This is a genomic window from Streptomyces sp. NPDC028368 (assembly GCF_055565615.1).
This window is the reverse complement of record NZ_JBVHTY010000013.1, coordinates 75581-96535: the sequence shown is the minus strand read 5'-3', so window position 1 is coordinate 96535 and position 20955 is coordinate 75581. Positions and strand designations below refer to the sequence as shown.

18 protein-coding genes and 2 pseudogenes are annotated in these 20955 nt (G+C 71.1%); 13 read left to right on the top strand and 7 right to left on the bottom strand.

Annotated features, from left to right (window positions below):
* Window positions 1-51 precede the first annotated feature (51 nt).
* A complete protein-coding gene (locus tag ACZ4S3_RS27530) occupies window positions 52-270 on the bottom strand; it encodes a DUF397 domain-containing protein (RefSeq protein WP_467938673.1) in 219 nt (72 codons plus the stop codon).
* Window positions 267-1007 (bottom strand): helix-turn-helix domain-containing protein, encoded by a 741-nt coding sequence (locus ACZ4S3_RS27525; RefSeq protein ID WP_467939022.1) that lies wholly within the window; start codon window positions 1005-1007, stop codon window positions 267-269. Before ACZ4S3_RS27525 ends, ACZ4S3_RS27530 begins: the two co-directional genes overlap by 4 nt.
* 391 nt (window positions 1008-1398) lie before the next feature.
* Here ACZ4S3_RS27525 and ACZ4S3_RS27520 point away from each other — a divergent pair, with 391 nt between their 5' ends.
* Entirely contained in the window at window positions 1399-2613 is a 1215-nt protein-coding gene (locus tag ACZ4S3_RS27520; protein ID WP_467938671.1) for a lipase, read from the top strand.
* 499 nt (window positions 2614-3112) lie between these two features.
* On the opposite strand, the pseudogene ACZ4S3_RS27515 reads toward ACZ4S3_RS27520, so the two are convergent.
* The 3 genes and pseudogenes from ACZ4S3_RS27515 to ACZ4S3_RS27505 form a co-directional block, all read right to left on the bottom strand.
* Window positions 3113-3286 (bottom strand): annotated as a pseudogene (locus ACZ4S3_RS27515) (transcriptional regulator); the annotation flags it as partial.
* Window position 3287: 1 nt separating this feature from the next.
* Window positions 3288-3677: pseudogene (locus tag ACZ4S3_RS27510) on the bottom strand (helix-turn-helix domain-containing protein); the annotation flags it as partial.
* A 10-nt stretch (window positions 3678-3687) separates the two neighbouring features.
* Window positions 3688-4368 (bottom strand): DUF6879 family protein, encoded by a 681-nt coding sequence (locus tag ACZ4S3_RS27505; protein WP_467939020.1) that lies wholly within the window; start codon window positions 4366-4368, stop codon window positions 3688-3690.
* Window positions 4369-4400: 32 nt separating this feature from the next.
* Here ACZ4S3_RS27505 and ACZ4S3_RS27500 point away from each other — a divergent pair, with 32 nt between their 5' ends.
* The gene (locus ACZ4S3_RS27500) at window positions 4401-4808 is read left to right on the top strand and encodes a hypothetical protein (protein WP_467938669.1); all 408 of its coding nucleotides are present in this window, start codon (window positions 4401-4403) and stop codon (window positions 4806-4808) included.
* Here ACZ4S3_RS27500 and ACZ4S3_RS27495 read toward each other — a convergent pair.
* The gene (locus tag ACZ4S3_RS27495; RefSeq protein ID WP_467938667.1) at window positions 4787-5674 is read right to left on the bottom strand and encodes a LysR family transcriptional regulator; all 888 of its coding nucleotides are present in this window, start codon (window positions 5672-5674) and stop codon (window positions 4787-4789) included. The genes ACZ4S3_RS27500 and ACZ4S3_RS27495 overlap by 22 nt on opposite strands.
* A gap of 223 nt (window positions 5675-5897) precedes the next feature.
* Between ACZ4S3_RS27495 and ACZ4S3_RS27490 the strand changes: the two genes are divergently transcribed.
* The 9 genes from ACZ4S3_RS27490 to ACZ4S3_RS27450 all read left to right on the top strand — a co-directional run bounded on the left by ACZ4S3_RS27490 (window position 5898) and on the right by ACZ4S3_RS27450 (window position 16671).
* Complete coding sequence (locus ACZ4S3_RS27490; RefSeq protein WP_467939018.1) at window positions 5898-6791, top strand: EamA family transporter; 894 nt, start codon at window positions 5898-5900, stop codon at window positions 6789-6791.
* A 394-nt stretch (window positions 6792-7185) separates the two neighbouring features.
* Window positions 7186-7998, top strand: coding sequence for a TIGR03084 family metal-binding protein (locus tag ACZ4S3_RS27485; RefSeq protein ID WP_467938665.1), 813 nt, complete (start codon window positions 7186-7188; stop codon window positions 7996-7998).
* On the top strand, window positions 7995-9725 hold the full coding sequence (locus ACZ4S3_RS27480; protein ID WP_467938663.1) for an acyclic terpene utilization AtuA family protein: 1731 nt from the start codon (window positions 7995-7997) through the stop codon (window positions 9723-9725). Before ACZ4S3_RS27485 ends, ACZ4S3_RS27480 begins: the two co-directional genes overlap by 4 nt.
* Window positions 9722-11320: an acyl-CoA carboxylase subunit beta gene (locus tag ACZ4S3_RS27475; RefSeq protein ID WP_467938661.1), complete on the top strand. Its 1599-nt coding sequence runs from the start codon at window positions 9722-9724 to the stop codon at window positions 11318-11320. Before ACZ4S3_RS27480 ends, ACZ4S3_RS27475 begins: the two co-directional genes overlap by 4 nt.
* Before the next feature lie 7 nt (window positions 11321-11327).
* Window positions 11328-13250: an acetyl/propionyl/methylcrotonyl-CoA carboxylase subunit alpha gene (locus ACZ4S3_RS27470; RefSeq protein WP_467938659.1), complete on the top strand. Its 1923-nt coding sequence runs from the start codon at window positions 11328-11330 to the stop codon at window positions 13248-13250.
* 59 nt (window positions 13251-13309) lie between these two features.
* Window positions 13310-14473, top strand: coding sequence for an acyl-CoA dehydrogenase family protein (locus tag ACZ4S3_RS27465; protein WP_467938657.1), 1164 nt, complete (start codon window positions 13310-13312; stop codon window positions 14471-14473).
* A 128-nt stretch (window positions 14474-14601) separates the two neighbouring features.
* Window positions 14602-15393, top strand: a complete 792-nt coding sequence (locus ACZ4S3_RS27460; RefSeq protein WP_467938655.1) for an enoyl-CoA hydratase family protein — start codon at window positions 14602-14604, stop codon at window positions 15391-15393.
* Complete coding sequence (locus ACZ4S3_RS27455) at window positions 15381-16004, top strand: TetR/AcrR family transcriptional regulator (protein ID WP_467938653.1); 624 nt, start codon at window positions 15381-15383, stop codon at window positions 16002-16004. Before ACZ4S3_RS27460 ends, ACZ4S3_RS27455 begins: the two co-directional genes overlap by 13 nt.
* A gap of 88 nt (window positions 16005-16092) precedes the next feature.
* On the top strand, window positions 16093-16671 hold the full coding sequence (locus ACZ4S3_RS27450) for a hypothetical protein (RefSeq protein WP_467938651.1): 579 nt from the start codon (window positions 16093-16095) through the stop codon (window positions 16669-16671).
* A 28-nt stretch (window positions 16672-16699) separates the two neighbouring features.
* Here ACZ4S3_RS27450 and ACZ4S3_RS27445 read toward each other — a convergent pair whose 3' ends face one another.
* Complete coding sequence (locus tag ACZ4S3_RS27445; protein WP_467938649.1) at window positions 16700-17800, bottom strand: citrate synthase 2; 1101 nt, start codon at window positions 17798-17800, stop codon at window positions 16700-16702.
* A gap of 459 nt (window positions 17801-18259) precedes the next feature.
* Between ACZ4S3_RS27445 and pdxH the strand changes: the two genes are divergently transcribed.
* Window positions 18260-18955 carry a pyridoxamine 5'-phosphate oxidase gene (gene pdxH / locus ACZ4S3_RS27440; RefSeq protein WP_467938647.1) on the top strand — a complete coding sequence of 232 codons (696 nt, stop codon included), beginning with the start codon at window positions 18260-18262 and terminating at the stop codon, window positions 18953-18955.
* A gap of 646 nt (window positions 18956-19601) precedes the next feature.
* Window positions 19602-20948 (top strand): PAS domain-containing protein, encoded by a 1347-nt coding sequence (locus ACZ4S3_RS27435; RefSeq protein WP_467939017.1) that lies wholly within the window; start codon window positions 19602-19604, stop codon window positions 20946-20948.
* The last annotated feature ends 7 nt before the right edge of the window (window positions 20949-20955 follow it).

The following is a 20955-nucleotide window of genomic DNA, read 5'->3' as shown; positions in this document are numbered from 1 at the left end:
GACGGCCCCCGCGATCACGAGGGCCGTCGACTTTGAACTTTTGCACGTGGCTCAGGCTCGGAACTCTTCGCGCTTGACGGCGGAGATAAACGACGACCAGCCGTCCGTAGAGAGGACCAGCACAGGACCATACTGGTTCTTCGAATCCCTGACAGGAACTAGCCCGGATACTGCGAAGCTTCGGGAGAGCTCGATGCATTCGCCGCCGGATGATGTGCTGTACGACGACTTGATCCATACGGCAGACGTGAGGTCCCGGTCAGGGCTCATGGCGTGTACTCCTCGCGCACAGTCTTGATGAAGGCCAGCGACTCGTCAGGGGGCAGCGCGTGCGCCCGCAGCCGATCGTAGTTTTGCATGGCAGCCACAACCGGCGCCGCCCTGCGGCAGAGTCGGCCTCCCTGCGGATCTTCCGAGTACAGCACCGTGGGTGAGTCCCTGAAGGTGAGCAGGGTGAACGGCGCTGAGTGTGCGGCCGCGGCCCCTGCCGTGAAGGGGATCACCTGGAGATCGAGGCCGGGGCGAGCGGCTAGCTCCACCAGGTACTCAAGCTGACCGGCCATGATGGACGAGCCTCCCACATGAGTGCGCAGACACGCCTCGTGAAGCACGGCCCACAGCGTCGGCGGCTTGTCTCGGTTGAGGACTTCGCGTCGCCTCATGCGCGCAGCTGTCTTCCCTTGGATCACCTCCTCCGGTTGGCACGGATGACCAGCGCGGAAGATGGCGTACGCGTACTCCTCGGTCTGCAGCAATCCCATCAGGGTCGTCGTCGCGAAGCCCAGGATGCCCAAAGTCCTCTGTTCCAACTGGACGTAGGGCACGAACTGTGTGGGGTGGTCCCCCTCTTCGATCCGGTGGAGCAAGCCTGTGAACAGCCCGTTCGTCCCGAAGGTCAGATCACAGGCGCTCGCGAACTTCTCACTCGGCATGATCTTCCCGGACTCGACCTGACTGATGTACGACTCCGAGTAGCCCGTCGATCTGCCCAACTGCTTCTGCTTGATCTTCCGGCCTAGTACTCCAGTCTGACTTCGCGATCTTGCGGCGGACTGAACCGAAGCACGATGGTTGTCACGCAGGCGGACTTGTTGTCACCAAGATCGCAGCAGGCGCATCAAGGAGAGACCCTGTGCGGGGTCGGCGGGGTCAGCTGCACCTCCCAAACAGAGCATGGTGCTGGCCGTCTTCGGGCGGTACGCGAACGGGGGTAGGCGCCAGGAAGACCCGGGGGTCTGCACCAGTGCGTCGTAGTTCGGTATGCGTGAGGCTGAACTGGCTTTTGACGAGCCACGTTTGGAGGAACTTGTGGTCATCTCCGTCTCACCATCCTCGCGCAGGGCAACGCGGTACCGCGGCGGCCTCCTGGCAGTAGGGGCAGCCGTCTGCTGCGGCCTGATGCTGAGCGGGCCGGCCGTCGCCACCGCCACCGCCACCGCTGCGCACGCCGCCCATGCCCAGGCGCAGCACGAGGAGCGTGGCCGGGGCCGGCTGGTCTCCGCCGAGAAGCTGTACACGCTCGCGACCCCGCGGGCCGTGGCCGCCGAGCTGCGCGGTGCCGGGTTCGATGACGGCACCGTTCGGTACGGCGTGGTCGCGTACCGGCTGGTCTACCAGACCGTCGATCCGCATGGAAGGCCCACCACAGCGAGCGGGCTGCTCGTGCTGCCGCTCAACAGTGAGAGACGGTTGCAGGCTGTCTCCTTCGCGCACGGCACGGGCATTCACAAGGACGATTCCCCGTCCATGCGTCGCGGCGCCTTCGTGTCCGCGCCGGTGATCGCGCATGCGTCGGCGGGTGCCGCGGGTGTCGCGCCCGACTATCTGGGGATGGGTAAGGGTCCCGGTTTGCACCCTTGGATGGACATCGGCTCCGAGACCACGGCATCTCTGGACATGCTGCGGGCGGCCCGCGCCTTCGCGCCGCGCACCGGACATGTGCTGGAGCGGAAGGTCATGGCCACTGGCTTCTCACAGGGCGCCTCGGCGGCACTGGGGCTGGGCCGGGCTCTTCAGGCGGGTGAGGACCGCTGGTTCAGGCTGGGCGCGCTGGCACCGGTCAGCGGCGCCTACGACTTCAGTGGCGCGGAGTTGCCCGCCTTGTTCGAGGGCAGGCTGGAACCCAAGTCCGGTGTGCTGTACGCGGCCTACACCTTGGTGGCGTTCAACCGGCTCCACCACGTCTACGACAGCCCTGGCGAGGTCTTTCGAGCCCCGTATGACAGCACTGTGGAGGCGCTCTTCGACGGCGCGCACACGGGGGAGCAGCTGATGCGGGGTACCCCGGGCACTGTCGGCGAGCTGCTGACCGATCACGGCCGCGAGCTACTCGCGCATCCGACGGGGCCGCTGGCAGCGGCGCTGCGCACAACCGATGCCGTATGCACCGACTGGGCCCCCCACGCCCCGGTCCGGCTCTATATGGCGACTGGGGACGAGCAGGCCGCCACCGCCAATACGGAGCACTGCCAGGATGCTCTGCTCAGGAATGGCGTGGACGCCCCGGTCGTTGATCTTGGTGCTGTCGACTACCACGGATCCCGTCACCTGGGGTCCAATGTCGCGGCCACGTCGGCGATCGTGCGCTGGTTCGGTGAGTTGCGCCAGCGGTGACGTGAACGTGGCAGCTGGTGCCGGTGACTATGCCGTGCTGCCCGAGCCGGTTGTGGCAAGCAGTGTGCTTACCCGGTGACGATCGCCCTCCCTCGCCGCTGGCAGACCAGCAGATCGGCTGCTCTCGTTGGTGACAACTTCGGCACACGGACGCGGGTGCGGACGGGTACGGTCACCGCGTGATCATCGGGGGTTGTGTGGACTCGCGGAGCGCAGTCCTAGGCGCGCTCTTCACGGATGCCGCTCGCGTTATGCGGTGAGGGAAGCAGGCTCGACCCGGTGCTCTTCCGAGCACCGGGTCGAGCCACCAATCGTCGCGGCTCCGGCTCCCCTGGAGAGCCGGGGCCGTCCGCACGCACCAGACCCCGGCGGGTGCCCGAAAGAGAGCGCGGGCACATGCAGGGTCGTGATGGCTATGACGCTGCGGTGGTTCCTGGCAACGCTGAAGCGGGACGACCCGCGCTCACTCCCGGACGCCTTCCGCGCCTACGTCACCGACTCAGCGCAATGCCTCGTGCGCCTTCAGGATGAGCGTCTGCGCCTGCGCATCGTAAGCGGCCATGCCTCGGAGCTGCTCGAATGCCTTGAGGTACAGAGCGATCTCGGCCTGCTGATTGACCTTAAGACTCGCTGACACCAGCTCGACCGACACGTTCCTGTCGTCGTAGACATGGATCGGCAGTCTGAAGCATTCCCTCGATGACGGCTTCTTCCCATGCGTAAATGACCTTGGTCCGTGCGATCTCGGTGTTCCAGTTCTCTTGCACTGGACGGTGACCCGAGGCAAGTTGACGTCGCCACGACCGAATCTGGGATTCAAATCCCCTAAGGCGCCTATACAGCTCGTCAAATGTCTCGGGCTGATCGATGGCATTTGTCCATGCTCGCAGATCTTCCGGTGTTGCTGTCTGCTTCCCGTTTTCCAGGTTGTAGATCTTTGAGTGTGGCCACCCGAGGCGCTGTGCCAGCTGGGTTCCAGTGAGCCGGCCTCCAGGACGCGAGACACGGAGTTCACGCAGGCGTACTCCGAGCGCGGCTCGCGCTTGTTGGTAGTCCGTGCTCACCGGTTACGTATTATTCCTTGATTGCGGCCACCTGCGCCGCGAACTCTTCGAAGGGGGCAGAGCGATGCAGCGCGGCATCGCGTACTTGGGTGTAGCGCACTACCTCTGTGGGCTCCGTGATCAATTCAACATTGAGGAAAGTGTCCTCGTCGTCGAAATGAAGCAGTGCGACCAGGCGGGAGTCGAAGATCCAGAAATCTTCGGTGGGCAGTTGCAGTTGCTCGGCGTCGGTGCGCCATAGGTTTCGCACATCTTCGCCTGTGGCCGCATTGCACTGCGCGTAGCCGAGGAGAAAGAGCTGGCCGGTTGTCGGAGGGTTGTCGACGATACGCACCCGGCCGACGCGCTTACCCGCTGCTGTCTGTGCGCTGATGTTCTTGCACCATTCGCTGTCGAGATCCCACGCCACAGTTCCTGTTTTGAGGAACTCGCCGTACGCCTCGTCCTCGCGGTCGGAAGCGTAGCCTTGGCGGCATTCCAGGTGCCATGCCGAGTGTTCGAACGTCTTGAAGAGCTGGCGGAACTCGGACTTGTCGATGATGTGGGGCACGCGGGTGATCTCCTTTGGGCCGAAGTCGACGAGCAGTTCCCGTGTCACGACGACGGCGATGGGTGCGGCCGCCAGTAGTCCGTGAACCAAGTCAGGGCGGTCCCGTTCTCCTGGGCGCGGGCCGCCTTGCCGTCCAGGCAGGCCAGTTGGGCCACTGGAACCAAGGGAGAACGATGGGCACGCGCCATCACCATGCCTACATCTGGCTCGGCCATGGGGATGTTCTCGTCAAGCCGGGGGACGCTCATCGGCGGCCGGGGCACAAGGAGTTCGCGTCCGCTCAGGTGATGCCGCTGGAGTGCGCGGACTGGCTGTTGAAGCCGGCCTTCCGGATTGAGGAGACGTTCTACGAACCGAAGGGAGGGGCCGATTGGTACGCCGGGTACATCGCCCAGTACGCCGAGCTCCTCGACGGTTCGTATGCGGGGGAGCCTTCGTACGACGAGACCGTACGAGTCCTGTCCGCCGGTGAGGACCGAGTCGGCGGGTGGTGGGTGACGGGCGGCCGCTTCCTCTCGCTCAATCTGATTGCCTGCAGTCCGCATCGCGTGCGTACGGACTATGCGTGCCCTCTGCGGTAGGCCCCTTCGGGCGGGTGCCCCAGGACCTCGCGGGCCAGCCTGACCAGGTCCGGGATGCGGGGATGGCCGGGGCCGTCGCGCCAGGCCAGGACCACGGGGACGGGCGGGGCGTCGGTGAGGGGGACGTAGGCCATGGCGGGGTGGGGGTGCATGCCGGCGGTGGCGGAGGTGGTGATGCCGATCGCGCGGCCGCCGGTGATGGCGGCGATCCAGTCGTCGGTGTTGCCGATGGTGATCGTGGTGGCCGGGCGGGCGGTCGCGGGCCAGAGGTCGAGGGTGGTGGTGCCGGAGACGGTGTTCAGGGCGATGGTGCGGTCGGTCAGGTCGGTGAGGGTGAGGGCGGAGCGCTGGGCGAGCGGGTCGTCGGCGGGGAGGCCGGCTACCCGGGTTTCGGTGGTCAGCTGCTCGGTGACCAGGCCCGGGGCCCATACCTCGCCGCGGAGCAGGGCCGCGTCCACGTCGCCGCGGGCGAGGCCGGCCGTGCGGTCGTCGATGCGGAGGAGTTCGAGCGGGGTGTCGGGGTGCTCCTCGTGCCAGCGGCGGAGGAGGGAGGTGGTGTACGTGCCCGCGGCCGACCAGGCGTGGCCCAGGCGCAGCGGCCAGGTGGCACCGTGGGGGCGGGCGAGGGCGCGGTCGAAGGCGGTGACCGCGATGGCCGCCTGGTCGCGGAAGGCGACGCCGTCCGGGGTGAGCGCGAGGTGGTGGGTGGAGCGGTCGACGAGGCGGCTGCCCAGTTCCTGTTCCAGCTGGCGGAGCGTGCGGGAGACGGCGGGCTGGGTGAGGCGGAGGCGCTCGGCGGCGCGGGTGATGCTGAGTGTTTCGGCGATGGCGAGAAAGCAGCGGAAATGACGCAGCTCGATGCTCATGCGTGCGGAGCATAACAACAAGGGAAACGGCATTTCACGGAGCGGAAGGGCGGGCCTTAGCGTGGGGGATGTGAATCCCAGTCCCGGCAGCCCTGACGGCCCCATATCGGCCGGTCCCGCTTCTGCTCCCACCCGCCCCTCCGATCACCCCGGCGGCACGGCCGCCGCATCCGCGCACCCCGGCGACGGCGGTATCCCGCAGCCCGTGCCGGCCTCGCCCGAGGTGCTGACGGCGGAGGCCCAGGCCGGGACCGCCGGGGCCGCGGGCGCGCGCGGGCGGCTCGGGTCGGCGGCGCTGGTGATCGGCGGGATCATCTCGCTGCAGTTCGGCGCCTCGGTGGCGGTGCTGCTCTTTCCGCGGGCCGGTGCGCTGGGCGTCGTCACGCTGCGGCTGGTCGCCGCCTCGCTGGTGCTGCTGCTCGCCTGCCGCCCCAAGCTGCGTGGCTATACGCGCGGCGACTGGGCCACCGTGCTCGCCTTCGGCGTCGCACTGGCAGGCATGAACTCGCTCTTCTACGAGGCGATCGACCGCATTCCGCTGGGGGCCGCCGTCACCCTGGAATTCCTCGGGCCGCTGATCCTGTCGGTGGCCACCTCGCGCCGGCTGCTGAGCCTGGTGTGGGCGGCGTTCGCGCTGGGCGGTGTGGTGCTGCTGGGGCGCGAGGGGTTCGACGGTCTCAACCTCGTCGGGGCCGCGTTCGCGCTCGCGGCCGGCGGGCTGTGGGCCGCGTACATCCTGCTCTCGGCCCGTACCGGACAGCGCTTCCCGCAGGCGGACGGGCTGGCGCTGGCGATGACCGTCGCGGCGCTGCTCAGCCTGCCGCTCGGCATCTCCACCGCGGGCTCCGCCCTGCTGGACCCGGTCACCCTGGGACTGGGCGCGGCCGTCGCCCTGATGTCGTCCGTCATGCCCTACACCCTGGAACTGCTCGCCCTGCGCAAGCTCCCGGCCTCCGGCTTCGCGGTCATGATGAGCCTGGAGCCGGCCGCGGCGGCCACCGCCGGATTCCTCGTCCTGCACCAGTCGCTGGGCTGGGCCGAGGTCGTGGCGATCGGGCTGGTCGTGGTGGCGAGTGTGGGGGCGGTACGGAGCGCGGGGGCGGCGGCGCACGGCTGAGCGGTCTCCCTCGGATGGCCGAGCCGAGCCGAGCCGGGCCGGGCCGGAACGGGCCCGGCCCCGACCGGTGACCGTGACGGCCTCGCTCAGGCAAGCCACGGCCGCGTGCCGGAGAGGTACGACAGCCCGTAGCCCGTAGCCCGTAGCCCGTAGCCCGTAGCCCGCAGCCCCGTAGGCGCTCGGCCGCCGCGCCCCTGCGCCGTATGCGCCGACTTGGCGGGAATGCCGGTCGGCGCCGAAACAGAAAATCATGCAGGCGTGCTTGATTGTTTCTGTCCCCGCTGCCACGCTCGGAGCGCACCAGCACCGGAACCAGCAGCACATCCGTCTGCCTGTACGTCGATGTCAACATGCCCTGACAGCACGGCAGTTGGGGTGACGAGGGGAGTGTCGCGTGTCCGATCCCGGCGCCGTACTGGCGGACCTCAGGGACGAGAGCGAGGAGCTGGACACCCTGGTCGCCGGCCTCCCGGCCGAGCGGTGGGCGACGCCGACACCCGCCGAGGGCTGGACCGTCGCCCACCAGATCGCGCATCTGGCCTGGACCGACCGGAAGTCGCTGCTCGCGGCCACCGACCCGGACCGTTTCGCCCGGGAGGCCGTGCCGGAGGCGCTCGCCTCGCCGCTGACCTTCGTCGACGAGGGGGCGGAGGAAGGGGCGAAGGCGTCACCGGCTGAGCTGCTCGAGGGCTGGCGGGGCGGGCGCGAGGCGCTGTGGGAGGCGCTCGGGCGGTGGCCGGCGGGCGAGAAACTGCCCTGGTACGGGCCGCCGATGAGCGTGGCCTCGATGGCGACCGCGCGGCTGATGGAGACCTGGGCGCACGGCCAGGATGTCGCGGATGCGCTGGGGGTGACGCGTATCCCCACGGACCGGCTGCGCCATATCGCCAGGATCGGGGTGCGGACCCGCAACTTCGCCTACTCCGTCCACCAACTCACCCCGCCCGAAGAGGAGTTCCGGGTGGAGCTGCGGACGCCGTCGGGAGCCCCGGAGGTCTGGGCATACGGGCCGCCGGACGCGGCGCAGCGGGTGACCGCGGACGCGCTGGAGTTCTGTCTGCTGGTGACACAGCGGGCGCATCGCGGCGATCTGCCGACCGTACGGGCCGAAGGCGCGGACGCGGAGCGGTGGCTGGGGATCGCCCAGGCCTTCGCGGGGCCGCCGGGGAAGGGCCGGGCGCCCGCGCCGAAGGGCGGCGGCCGATGACCGGCGGCCCCATAGGCGCCGACCCCGCCACCCTGCGCATCGGCAACGCCTCCGGCTTCTACGGCGACCGCTTCGACGCCCTGCGCGAGATGCTCACCGGCGGCCCCCTCGACGTCCTGACCGGCGACTATCTCGCCGAGCTCACCATGCTCATCCTCGGCCGGGACCGCCTCAAGGACCCCGGGCGCGGCTACGCCAAGACCTTTCTGCGGCAGCTGGAGGAGGGCCTGGGGCTGGCCGCCGAGCGCGGGGTGCGGATCGTCACCAACGCGGGGGGCCTGAACCCGGCCGGACTGGCCGACGCGGTAAGGGAGTTGGCGCAGAAGACCGGCGTCCCCGTCCGGGTGGCCCATGTCGAGGGCGACGATCTGATGCGGCACCGGCGGTGGGGGCACGGCGTACTGACCGCCAACGCCTATCTGGGCGGCGGCGGGATCGCGGAGTGTCTGCGGGCCGGGGCCGATGTGGTGGTGACCGGAAGAGTGACCGACGCGGCGCTGGTCAGCGGGGCCGCCGCCGCGCACTTCGGCTGGCGGCCGCAGGACCTGGACCAGCTGGCCGGCGCCGTCGTCGCCGGGCATGTGCTGGAGTGCGGCACCCAGGCCACCGGCGGGAACTACGCCTTCTTCGACGCCGACGACGCCCCCGACCTGCTGCGCCCCGGCTTCCCGCTCGCCGAGATCGCCGCCGACGGCAGCTCGGTGATCACCAAGCACCCGGGTACCGGCGGCGCCGTCACGGCCGGTACGGTCACCGCCCAGCTGCTGTACGAGACGGCCGGTGCGCGGTACGCGGGGCCGGATGTGACGGCCCGGCTCGACACCGTGCGGCTGACGGCGGAGGGGCCGGACCGGGTCCGGATCGCGGGCGTGCGCGGCGAGGCGCCGCCGCCGACGCTCAAGGCCGGACTGACCCGCCTGGGCGGCTGGCGCAACGAGGTCACCTTCGTGCTGACCGGACTTGCCGTCGAGGCCAAGGCGAAGCTGGTCCGGGCCCAGATGGAGGCGGCCTTCGACGCCGCGGCCCACCGCCCCGCCGAGGTGCGCTGGACGCTCGCCCGCACCGACCGCGAGGACGCGGACGTCCAGGAGGAGGCGAGCGCGCTGCTGCGGCTGGTCGTGCGGGACGCCGATCAGGACGCGGTGGGGCGGGTGGTCAGCGGCGCCGCGATCGAACTGGCGCTGGCCGGCTACCCCGGCTTCCACGTCACCGCGCCGCCCGGCAAGGGCACCCCGTACGGCGTCTTCGAGGCGGTGGCAGTGGATGCGGCCGAGGTGCCGCATACGGCCGTACTGCCGGACGGCACCCGGGCCGACATCCAACCCGCCACCGAATTCCGGGAGTTGACCCGGCTTCCCGACCCGGAACCCCCCGGGCCCCTCGACTCCGCTCTTCCCACCCGCCGCGCGCCGCTGGGCCTGCTCGCCGGTGCCCGCAGTGGCGACAAGGGAGGTGCGGCGAACGTCGGCGTGTGGGTGCGTACGGACCAGGCGTGGCGCTGGCTGGCGCACACCCTCACCACGGACCGGCTGCGCGAACTCCTCCCCGAATGCGCCGACCTGCCCATCGACCGCCACCTGCTCCCCAACCTCCGCTCCCTGAACTTCGTCATCGACGGACTGCTCGGCGAGGGCGTGGCGGCGCAGGCCCGGTTCGATCCGCAGGCCAAGGCCCTGGGGGAGTGGCTGCGCTCGCGGCACATGGACATACCGGAGGTGTTGTGTTGACCGTGCTCGGAAGCGGGCTGGACCCGGCGAGTGCCGAATACGCCGAGCGTCGTACGGCGATGCTCGCGAAGCTGGCGGAGGTCGAGGCGGAACACGGCAAGGCGGTCGAGGGCGGCGGCGAGAAGTACGTCGCCCGGCACCGGGGGCGCGGCAAGCTCCTCGCCCGCGAGCGCATCGAACTCCTCCTGGACCCCGACACCCCCTTCCTCGAGCTCTCGCCGCTCGCGGCCTGGGGAAGCGACTACGCGGTGGGGGCCTCGCTGGTCACCGGCATCGGGGTGATCGAGGGCGTCGAATGCCTGATCACGGCGAACGACCCGACCGTACGAGGCGGCGCCAGCAACCCCTGGACGCTGAAAAAGGCGCTGCGGGCGAACGAGATCGCCTACGCCAACCGCCTGCCGGTCGTCTCGCTCGTGGAATCGGGCGGCGCGGATCTGCCCAGCCAGAAAGAGATCTTCATTCCCGGCGGGGCGCTGTTCAAGGACCTCACCCGGCTGTCGGCGGCCGGCATTCCGACCGTGGCCGTCGTCTTCGGCAACTCGACCGCGGGCGGCGCCTATGTCCCCGGAATGTCCGACCACGTCATCATGGTCAAGGAGCGGGCGAAGGTATTTCTCGGCGGCCCGCCGCTGGTGAAGATGGCGACGGGCGAGGAAAGCGACGACGAGTCGCTGGGCGGCGCCGAGATGCATGCCCGTACCTCCGGACTCGCCGACTACTTCGCGCTCGACGAACCGGATGCGCTACGGCAGGCCCGGCGGGTGATCGCCCGCCTCAACTGGCGCAAGGCGCACGCCGATCCGGGGCCGGCCGCCGCACCCCTCCACGACGAGGACGAGCTGCTGGGCATCGTCCCCGGCGACCTCAAGGCGCCGTTCGACCCCCGCGAGGTCATCGCCCGGATCGTGGACGGCTCCGACTTCGACGAGTTCAAGCCGCTGTACGGGCCGAGCCTGGCCACCGGCTGGGCCGCGCTGCACGGATATCCGGTCGGCATCCTCGCCAACGCGCAGGGTGTGCTGTTCAGCGCCGAATCCCAAAAGGCCGCGCAGTTCATCCAGTTGGCCAACCAGCGCGATATTCCGCTCCTCTTCCTCCACAACACCACCGGCTACATGGTCGGCAAGGAATACGAGCAGGGCGGCATCATCAAGCACGGCGCGATGATGATCAACGCGGTGTCGAATTCGAAGGTCCCGCACCTCTCCGTCCTCATGGGCGCCTCGTACGGAGCCGGGCACTACGGCATGTGCGGCCGCGCCTACGACCCGCGCTTCCTCTTCGCCTGGCCCAGCGCCAAATCCGCCGTCATGGGCCCGCAGCAGCTCGCCGGCGTGCTCTCGATCGTCGCCCGCGCCTCGGCCGCCGCCAAGGGGCAGCCCTACGACGACGAGGCCGACGCCGGACTGCGCGCCATGGTCGAGCAGCAGATCGAGTCCGAGTCCCTGCCGATGTTCCTGTCCGGGCGGCTCTACGACGACGGCGTCATCGACCCGCGCGACACCCGTACCGTCCTCGGCCTGTGTCTGTCCGCCCTCCATACCGCGCCGGTCGAGGGCGCGCGGGGCGGCTTCGGCGTCTTCCGGATGTGAGGCAGAAGTGATCCGTTCCGTACTTGTCGCCAACCGTGGGGAAATTGCCCGGAGAGTCTTCCGTACCTGCCGTGAGCTGGGCATTTCCACCGTCGCCGTGCACTCGGACGCGGATGCCGGCGCGCCGCACGTACACGAGGCGGACGCGGCGGTACGGCTCCCCGGCGACGCCCCGGCCGACACCTACCTCCGCGCCGATCTGCTCGTGCGGGCCGCGCTGGCGGCGGGCGCGGACGCCGTCCACCCGGGCTATGGCTTCCTCTCCGAGAACGCGGGGTTCGCGGCCGCCGTGGCCGGCGCGGGCCTGGCCTGGATCGGTCCGCCGCCCGCCGCCATCGAGGCGATGGCGTCCAAGACCCGGGCCAAGGAGCTGATGGCGGCGGCCGGGGTGCCGCTGCTGGCGCCCGTCGACCCGGCGGCGGCCACCGAGGCCGAGCTGCCGCTGCTGGTGAAGGCGGCGGCGGGCGGCGGCGGCCGGGGTATGCGCGTGGTCACCGAACTCTCCGATCTGCCTGGTGAGTTGAAGGCCGCCGAGGCCGAGGCGGCGGCCGCCTTCGGTGACGGAGAGGTGTTCGTCGAGCCGTACGTCGTCGGCGGCCGCCACGTCGAGGTGCAGATCCTCGCCGACGCCCACGGGACCGTCTGGACGCTCGGTACCCGTGACTGCTCCCTCCAGCGACGGCACCAGAAAGTCATCGAGGAGGCCCCGGCACCGGGGCTTGGCGACACGCTGCGCGAGACCCTGTACCAGGCCGCGGCCCAGGCGGCCCGCGCCATCGACTACCGGGGCGCGGGCACCGTGGAATTCCTGGTCTCGGCCGACGGCCGGGCCCACTTCCTGGAAATGAACACCCGGCTCCAGGTGGAGCACCCGGTCACCGAGGAGATCCACGGCCTCGATCTCGTCGCCCTCCAGATACAGGTGGCCGAGGGCCGGGCGCTGCCGGCCCGCCCGCCCGCCCCCTCCGGGCACGCCGTCCAGGCCCGCCTCTACGCCGAGGACCCGGCGGCCGGCTGGCGCCCGCAGACCGGCACCCTGTACCGGCTCGCGCTGCCCGACGGCGTACGCCTGGACTCCGGCGTCACCGACGGCGACACCATCACCGTCCACTACGACCCGATGCTCGCCAAGGTCATCGCCTGGGCGCCGACCCGCGACGAGGCCGTACGCAAGCTGGCGGGAGCCCTGGATCGGGCCCGTATCCACGGCCCGGTCACCAACCGCGAGCTGCTCGTACGGTCCCTGCGGCACCCGGAGTTCGCCGACGTCACCGGGCTGGACACCGGCTTCTACGACCGCAATCTCGCCGCGCTGACCGAGCCCGAAGCGGCCGGCGCCGGCGTCTTCGCCCTCGCCGCCGCCCTCGCCGACGCGCACGGCCGCTCCCGCTTCGGGGGCTTTCGCAATGTGCCGTCGGGGCCGCAGGTCAAGACATATGCCTGCGCCGACACCGAGTACGAGATCCGCTACCGGCTCGGGCGCGACGGGCTGATCGCCGAGGGCTTCCCCGACGTACGGCTGATCGGCCACGCCCCGGACGAGGTGGTGCTCGAAGTCGACGGTCTGCGGCGGCAGTTCACCGTCTCCCGCCACGGCGACCAGGTCTACGTCGACGCACCGCCCGCCTCCGGCGGGAGCGCCCCCACCCCGGCCACCCGCACCCTCACCGCCCGCCCCCGCTTCCCCGACCCCACCGCCCGCACCGAACCCGGCTCGCTGCTCGCACCGATGCCCGGCACGGTCGTACGGATCGCGGCGGGGCTCGCCGAGGGGGACCGGGTCGAGGCCGGGCGGCCGCTGCTGTGGCTGGAGGCGATGAAGATGGAACACAAGATCACCGCGCCGGCCGCCGGAACCCTCACCTCCCTGCCCGTGCGCACCGGACAGCAGGTCGAGGTGGGCGCGCTGCTCGCCGTCGTCACGGACTGAACCGCACCGTCGCACTTCCGCTCCCGTACGACCCTCATCCACCCACAGAAGGAGCCGTCATGAGCAACCCTGTGATCGAGACCGAGGAACACCGCGACCTGCGGGCCGCCGTCGCCGCCCTCGGCAAGCGCTACGGCCGTGAGTACTTCGCCCGCGTCGTCGCCGAGGGCAAACACACCGACGACCTGTGGACGGAGGCGGCCGAGCTCGGCTATCTCGGTGTGAACCTCCCCGAGGAATACGGCGGCGGAGGCCGCGGCATAGCGGAACTGTCCATCGTCCTGGAAGAGCTGGGGGCCGCGGGATGCCCCTTGCTGATGCTCGTCGTCTCACCCGCCATCTGCGGCACGGTCATCGCCCGGTTCGGTACCGAGGAGCAGAAGCGGGCCTGGCTGCCGGGCCTGGCCGACGGCTCCCGCAAGATGGCGTTCGGCATCACCGAACCGGACGCCGGCTCCAACTCGCACCGGATCACGACCACCGCCCGGCGGGAGGGCACGGACTGGATCCTCAACGGGCGGAAGGTGTTCATCTCGGGGGTCGACATCGCCGAGGCGACGCTGATCGTCGGCCGCACGGAGGACGCCCGGACCGGACGCCTCAAGCCCTGCCTCTTCATCGTCCCGCGCGACACCCCCGGCTTCGGCCGCAGCCCGATCGCCATGGAACTGGCCGCCCCGGAGAAGCAGTTCGAGCTGACCCTGGATGATGTGCGGCTGCCCGCCGAGGCGCTGGTCGGCGACGAGGACGCCGGCCTCCTGCAGCTCTTCGCCGGGCTCAACCCCGAGCGGATCATGACCGCCGCGTTCGCCCTCGGGATGGGCCGCTACGCCCTCGACCGGGCCGTCGACTACGCCCGTACCCGCCAGGTCTGGAAGGAGCCCATCGGCACCCACCAGGCCCTCGCACACCCGCTGGCACAGGCCCATATCGAGCTGGAACTGGCCCGGCTGATGATGCAGAAGGCCGCCCATCTCTACGACGCCGGCGACGACATGGGCGCCGGGGAAGCCGCCAACATGGCCAAGTACGCGGCGGCCGAGGCGGCGGTGCACTCCGTCGACCAGGCCGTCCACACCCTCGGCGGCAACGGCCTGACCCACGAATACGGCCTGGCCTCCATGATCACGGCGGCCCGGGTGGCGCGGATCGCGCCGGTCAGCCGCGAGATGATCCTCAACTTCGTCTCGCACCAGTCGCTGGGCCTGCCCAAGTCGTACTGAGGGCAGGACGCCCGTTGCGGGGGCCGCGCCCGGCGCAGGTGACGTCATCGCGTACGTTGCCGGTCAGGCTGCCCCGTACAGGATTCCGCGGCGCGATCCACGCGCAGGGAAAGGAGCTCTACGGCCTGATGACCGACGCATCCTCGGACACCACCGACGCACCCGCCACACCCCTTGTGGTCCGCTCCCACGAGTGCGGCATCACCACCCTCACCCTGGACTCCCCGCACAACCGCAACGCGCTCTCCGCCCGCCTGGTGGCCGAACTCCACCAGGGGCTCGCGGCCGCCGCGGCCGACGACGCCACCCGCGCCGTGGTGCTCGCGCACACGGGCGGCACGTTCTGCGCCGGTGCGGACCTTTCCGAGGCCACCTCCGGGGCGGCGAAGGACGGGCCGCTGGGGCTGGCCCGGTTGCTGCGCGCCATCGTGGAGCTGCCCAGGCCGGTCGTCGCCCGCGTCACCGGCCACGTACGGGCCGGGGGGCTGGGACTGCTCGGCGCCTGCGACATCTCGGCGGCCGGGCCGGACGCCACCTTCGCCTTCACCGAGGCGCGGCTCGGGCTGGCGCCGGCCGTCATCTCCCTGCCGCTGCTGCCGCGGCTGGACCCGCGCGCCGCCGGCCGCTACTACCTCACCGGCGAGAAGTTCGGCGCGGCGGAGGCGGCCCGGATCGGGCTGGTGACACTGGCGGCGGAGGATGTGGACGCCGGGCTCGCGCCCGTACTGGAGGGGCTGCGCAAGGGCTCACCGCAGGGCCTGGCCGAGTCGAAGAAGCTGGTGACGGCCGAGGTACTGCGCGCCTTCGACCGCGACACCGACGCGCTCGCCGAGCAGTCCGCGCGGCTCTTCGGCTCCGCCGAGGCGCGCGAGGGCATGACGGCCTTCCTGGAGCGACGGGCCCCGGCATGGGCGCGCTGACCCCCGCCCGCGGCCCCAAGCAGCCCCAGCAGGAACGCAGCCGCGCCACCCGGATGAGGCTCCTGGAAGCGGCCATCTCCTGCCTGGCGGAGCGCGGCTGGAGCGGCAGCACGGTCTCCGTGGTCGCCGAGCGGGCGGGCGTGTCGCGGGGCGCCGCCCAGCACCATTTCCGTACCCGCGAGGACCTGTTCACGGCGGCCGTCGAGCATGTCGCCGAGAAACGCCAGGGCGCCCTGAAGGCGGTCGCGCACAATCTGCCGCCGGCCGGGTCGATCGCCCGCACCTGGATCATCGTCGAGGAACTGGTCGACCTCTACACGGGCCCGCTGTTCCGCGCCGCGCTCCATCTGTGGGTGGCCGCCTCCGACGAGGAGCAGCTGCGCGACCGCGTCACGGCCCTGGAGGCCCGGGTCGGGCGGGAGGCGCACCGTACGGCGGTGGCACTGCTGGAGGCCGACGAGACGGTGCCGGGTGTACGGGAAACCGTCCAGGGACTGCTGGACATGGCGCGCGGGCTGGGCCTGGCCAACCTGCTGACGGACGACTCGGCCCGCCGGGACCGGGTGGTGGAGCAGTGGGCGAGGATCATCGATGACGTGCTGAACCCCTAGGCTCTGCCAGGTCCTGAGGCCCCGTCCGCCATGTCGGGTCAGGGGGAAGAAGAATGAACCGCAACAACGGCCGGGGGTGCAGGGGGACATGGGAAATTACTTCGACACCGTCGTGGACGTCGATGCCACCGCGGAGGACGCGCCGCGGCTCGCGGCGGAGGTGCTGAGCTGGCTGGTGGCCGAGGGCATCGTGGAGCCGGAGCCCAGTGCGCCTGCGTTCGACATCGAGGGCGACGGCTACGCCCCCGGACCGCAGTGCGGGAAGGCGTTCCACGGCGATCCGGACCGGGCCCTCGGGCTGTCCATACATGTCGGCCGGACGGTTTTCGACGCCGGCCAGGGCGACCCCGAGGCCGTGACCTGTCCGCACTGCTCGACGCGGGTTGAGCTGATGGACGAGGACAGGGTTCTGGAGGACGAGGCCTGGGGGCTGTTCGCGGAAGCCGTCCAGACCTGGGCCGAGTCCGAGGACCCCGCGCCTGTGCGCTGCCCGTCGTGTGACGTCCGGGCACCCGTGCACCAGTGGATATGGGAGGGCGACTACTACACCTTCGGCCACCTCGGGTTCTCGTTCTGGAACTGGGACGTCCTGCGGGCCGATTTCGTCACGGAGCTCATCCGGCGCCTCGGCGGACACCGCACCGTGGCGCTCGAGGGCAAGCTCTGAGAGCCCCCGAGCGCCACGGCCGGGCGGATCAGCCCGCGATGCCCTCGTAGCCCACGATCTCGCGCGGGCTGCGGGACGGCGGGCCGACGTAGCGGGCCGACGGCCGGACCAGGCGGCCCGTCCGCTTCTGTTCCAGGATGTGGGCGCTCCAGCCGGCCGTGCGGGCGCAGGTGAACATCGAGGTGAACATGTGCGCCGGGACCTCGGCGAAGTCCAGGGTGATGGCGGCCCAGAATTCGACGTTGGTGGCCAGCACCCGGTCCGGGCGGCGGTTGTGCAGCTCCTCCAGGGCGGCCTTCTCCAGCGCCTCGGCGACCTCGAAGCGCGGCGCGCCCAGCTCCTTGGCCGTACGGCGCAGCACGCGGGCCCGCGGGTCCTCGGCGCGGTAGACGCGGTGGCCGAAGCCCATCAGCCGCTCGCCGCGGTCCAGGGCCTTCTTGACGTACGCGGTGGCGTCGCCGGTCCGCTCGATCTCCTCGATCATGCCCAGGACGCGGGAGGGCGCGCCGCCGTGCAGCGGGCCGGACATCGCACCGACCGCACCGGAGAGCGCGGCCGCGACATCGGCGCCGGTGGAGGCGATGACCCGGGCGGTGAAGGTGGAGGCGTTCATGCCGTGCTCGGCGGCCGACGTCCAGTAGGCGTCGACGGCCTTGACGTGTTTGGGGTCGGGCTCGCCGCGCCAGCGCTTCATGAAGCGCTCCACGACGGTCTCCGCCTTGTCGATCTCCTGCTGCGGCACCATCGGCAGGCCCTGCCCGCGCGCCGACTGCGCGACGTACGACAGCGCCATGACGGCCGCCCGCGCGAGATTGTCGCGGGCCGTCTTCTCATCGATGTCCAGCAGCGGCTTCAGGCCCCACACGGGCGCGAGCATGGCCAGCGCGGACTGCACATCGACCCGGATGTCACCCGAGTGCACGGGAATCGGGAACGGCTCGGCGGGCGGCAGACCGGGGTTGAACGCCCCGTCGACCAGCAGCCCCCAGACGTTCCCGAAGGACACCTGCCCGACGAGGTCCTCGATGTCGACGCCGCGATAGCGCAGCGCGCCGCCTTCCTTGTCCGGTTCGGCGATCTCCGTCTCGAACGCGACGACTCCCTCAAGTCCGGGTACGAAGTCGGACATCAAGCGGCTCCTCATGATGGGGACGGCACACGGCCTGGGACCGGATGCCGTGCAGTCGAGTCTGATGCGGGCGCCGGCGCGGTTACGCGGCTGCGCGGGGCAGCTCGCGGTCCGTACCGGTCACCCGGGTGATGCCCCGCCAGGGCATGGGTCACGCGAGGGTGCCGCTCGTGGTGGGTCGGGCCGCGGGCGGGCACGGTGTGCGGTGGGGCGTCGGTGTGCTGCGTCGGTGTGCTGCTGTGGTGCCGGGCTCTTCAGGGCGCGCGATGCGTCCCTTCAGGCCGGACACGATAGCTTCCGATGTGCACACGCCACAGTGGGCAGGCCCGTGATTTTGGCGGGTTCGTCACCTGACGGGCAGGTGACATCCGGCACACCGGTCGATTCGCTGACGCGAGGGTTACGTCCGGGCGACGGCGGGCAGACTTCCGCCCCTTCCGGCTGCCCCGGGCGGAGGTGATGCTGCAAGATGAGGCCGTGCACCCTGCCGACGCGCCCTTTTACGAGACCCCCGACCCGTCGCCCATGCGCGCGCACTACCGCGCCGAGGGGCTCGCCGAAGCCGATCTCGCGGCCGATCCGTACGAGCAATTCGCGCGCTGGTTCAAGGAAGCGGTCGCGGCCGGTCTGCACGAGCCGAACGCGATGGTCGTCTCGACGGCGGACGCCGACGGCCGGCCGAGCTCAAGGACCGTACTCCTCAAGGCATTCGACGCCCGCGGCTTTGTCTTCTACACCAATTACTCCAGCCGCAAAGGCCGCGAAATGGCCGAAAATCCCCATGTCTCGCTGCTGTTCCCCTGGCACCCGCTCGCCCGCCAGGTCATCGTGAGCGGCATCGCGGAACGCATCGGCCGGGATGAGACCGCCGCCTACTTCCGTACCCGCCCGCACGGCTCCCAGCTGGGCGCCTGGGCCAGCGACCAGTCCGCGGTCGTCGGCTCGCGCGGCGAACTGGAGCACGCCTACGAGGAGTTGGCGGCCCGCTACCCGGAGGGCGAGCAGGTCCCGGCGCCCCCGCACTGGGGCGGCTACCGGGTCGCCGCCGAGGCGGTCGAATTCTGGCAGGGGCGGCACAACCGGCTGCACGACCGGCTGCGGTACGTCCACGACGGGCCCGCTGACGGCTGGCGGGTCGAGCGGCTGGCGCCCTGACGAGAGGGGCCGTGCGCGAGGCGGGCCGTTGTGATGCGGGCCGTGCGCGAGGCGGGCCGTTGTGATGCGGGCCGTGTGTACGGTCCGCCGTCGGGGGCGCACGCCTCGTCATCGCCCTGCACGCAGACGACCCGCGGGCTGTTTCCTCCGCGCTCGGTGGCGCGAAGGGCCGGTCGGACGAACCGGCAGCCCGCGGGTCGGGTGACTGCTGGGAATTGGCCGGCTGCGCATCTGCAGAATGCGCTGGTCCGGCGCTGCACTTCGGTGAAGCGACGGGCCGCTAGCCCGCAGCCACCTCACGCGTCCGGTGCGAAATCATCTGCCGAACCACCTCCCTTCTCGTGTGCGCTACACGTTAGGCAGCCGTCCAGCCCTGTACAACCGAATTTCCCGTACGCAACGATTTCCGTGAATCGGGTGTGTGCTGGGTCACGTTCCAGTTGAATAAGGCGAGGTGCAGCACGTGCGGCCGTGTTCTTAAGGGGTGCCAGTGACTGCTTCGTCGGCTTCGTCTGCCTCGTCCGCTTCCTCTGCGTCGTCATCTGCCTCGGCCGGCTCACCGGCCGCCGCCCGCCGCTCCGCCGACGGGACCGGCGACACCGCAAGACCCGGCGACTCCGCCCTGCTCGCCGCGCTCCTGGACGGTATGGATGCCGCCCTCGCCGCCTTCGGTGCCGACGGCACGGTCACCCACTGGAACGGCGAGGCCGAGCGCATCCTGGGCTGGACGGCGGCCGAGGCGATCGGCCGCAGAGGCCTGGCGGGCTGGGCGGCCCGCACCGAGGACGCCGAGGAGATCCAGGCGGTGCTCGCGGCCGCGATGCGCTCCCCGGGCCGCCAGGTGCAGGAATTCGCCCTGCTGACCAAGGACGGCCGGCGCGTCCTCGTCCGTACCCAGGTCTCGGCGGTCCTCGGCCCCGGTGGCCGGCCCGGCGGGGTGTACTGCGCCTTCAGCGAGGTGCACGCCCAGCTCGACCTGGAGCGGTCCATCGCGCTCAGCGAGGCCTTGTTCGACGACGGGTCCTGGGGCGTGGTCCTGGTGGACGCCGACCTGCGGCTCGCCGTCCTGAACGCGCACGCCGCCCGCGCCCTGGGCGTCGGGCGGACGGCCCGGCTGGGCTGCCCGCTGGGCGATCTGCTGACGCAGGGCGTGGAGGAGCTGGAGGGTGCGCTGCAGCACGTACTCGCCGAGGGCGCGCCGCCGGCCGTGGCCGAGCTGTGGGTGACGCTGCGCTCCGAGGAGGCCGACCATCCGCGCCGGTGCTGGCGCAGCGGCTTCGTCCGGCTGGCCTCGCCGCTGGCGGAGGAGCCGGTGCCGCTCGGCGTCGCCTGGCTGTTCCAGGACGTGACGGATGCCAAGCGGGCCGACCAGGACAACTCCCTGCTGCGCTTTCGCGCCCATCAGCTGCACCGCGCGGGCCGCGCGGCCGCGGAGTGCCCGGACCCGTCCGAGGCCGCCGCCGTCCATCTGGACTTCGCCCTGGCCGGGTTTGCCGATCACGGCCTGGTGGACCTCGCCCAGGCCCCCGTACCGGCGCCGTACGGCGCGGTGGACGAGGAGGACGTGGACGCGCAGTGGGACGTGGCCATGGGTGCCGCCGCCAGGGCCGGGCGGGGGCGGGCGCCGCGGCTGGTGCGGGCGCTGGCCTCCCCGGCCGGGGCGCCGGGGCCCGCCGAGGTGTTTCCGGCGGCCGGTTTCCCGGTGGCGTACCCGCCGGGGCATCCGGCGGCGCAGGCGTACGAGCGGCGCGGGTCGGTGCGCACCAGCGCGGGCCCGGAGGCGGCCGAGGGCTGGGCGGCAGCGCGGAAATGGCCGGACGGCACGGTCCACGGTCTGTGTGTGGTGCTGCGCAGCCGCGGCCGCACGCTGGGCGTCGCCACGTTCTTGCGGGTGCCCTCGCGCCGCCCCTTCGACCGCGCGGACGCGGACTACGCGGAGGAGGTCGCGGGCCGGATCGCGGCGGCGCTGGACCTCGCGGGGGCGGGCGGCTGAGGCCGCG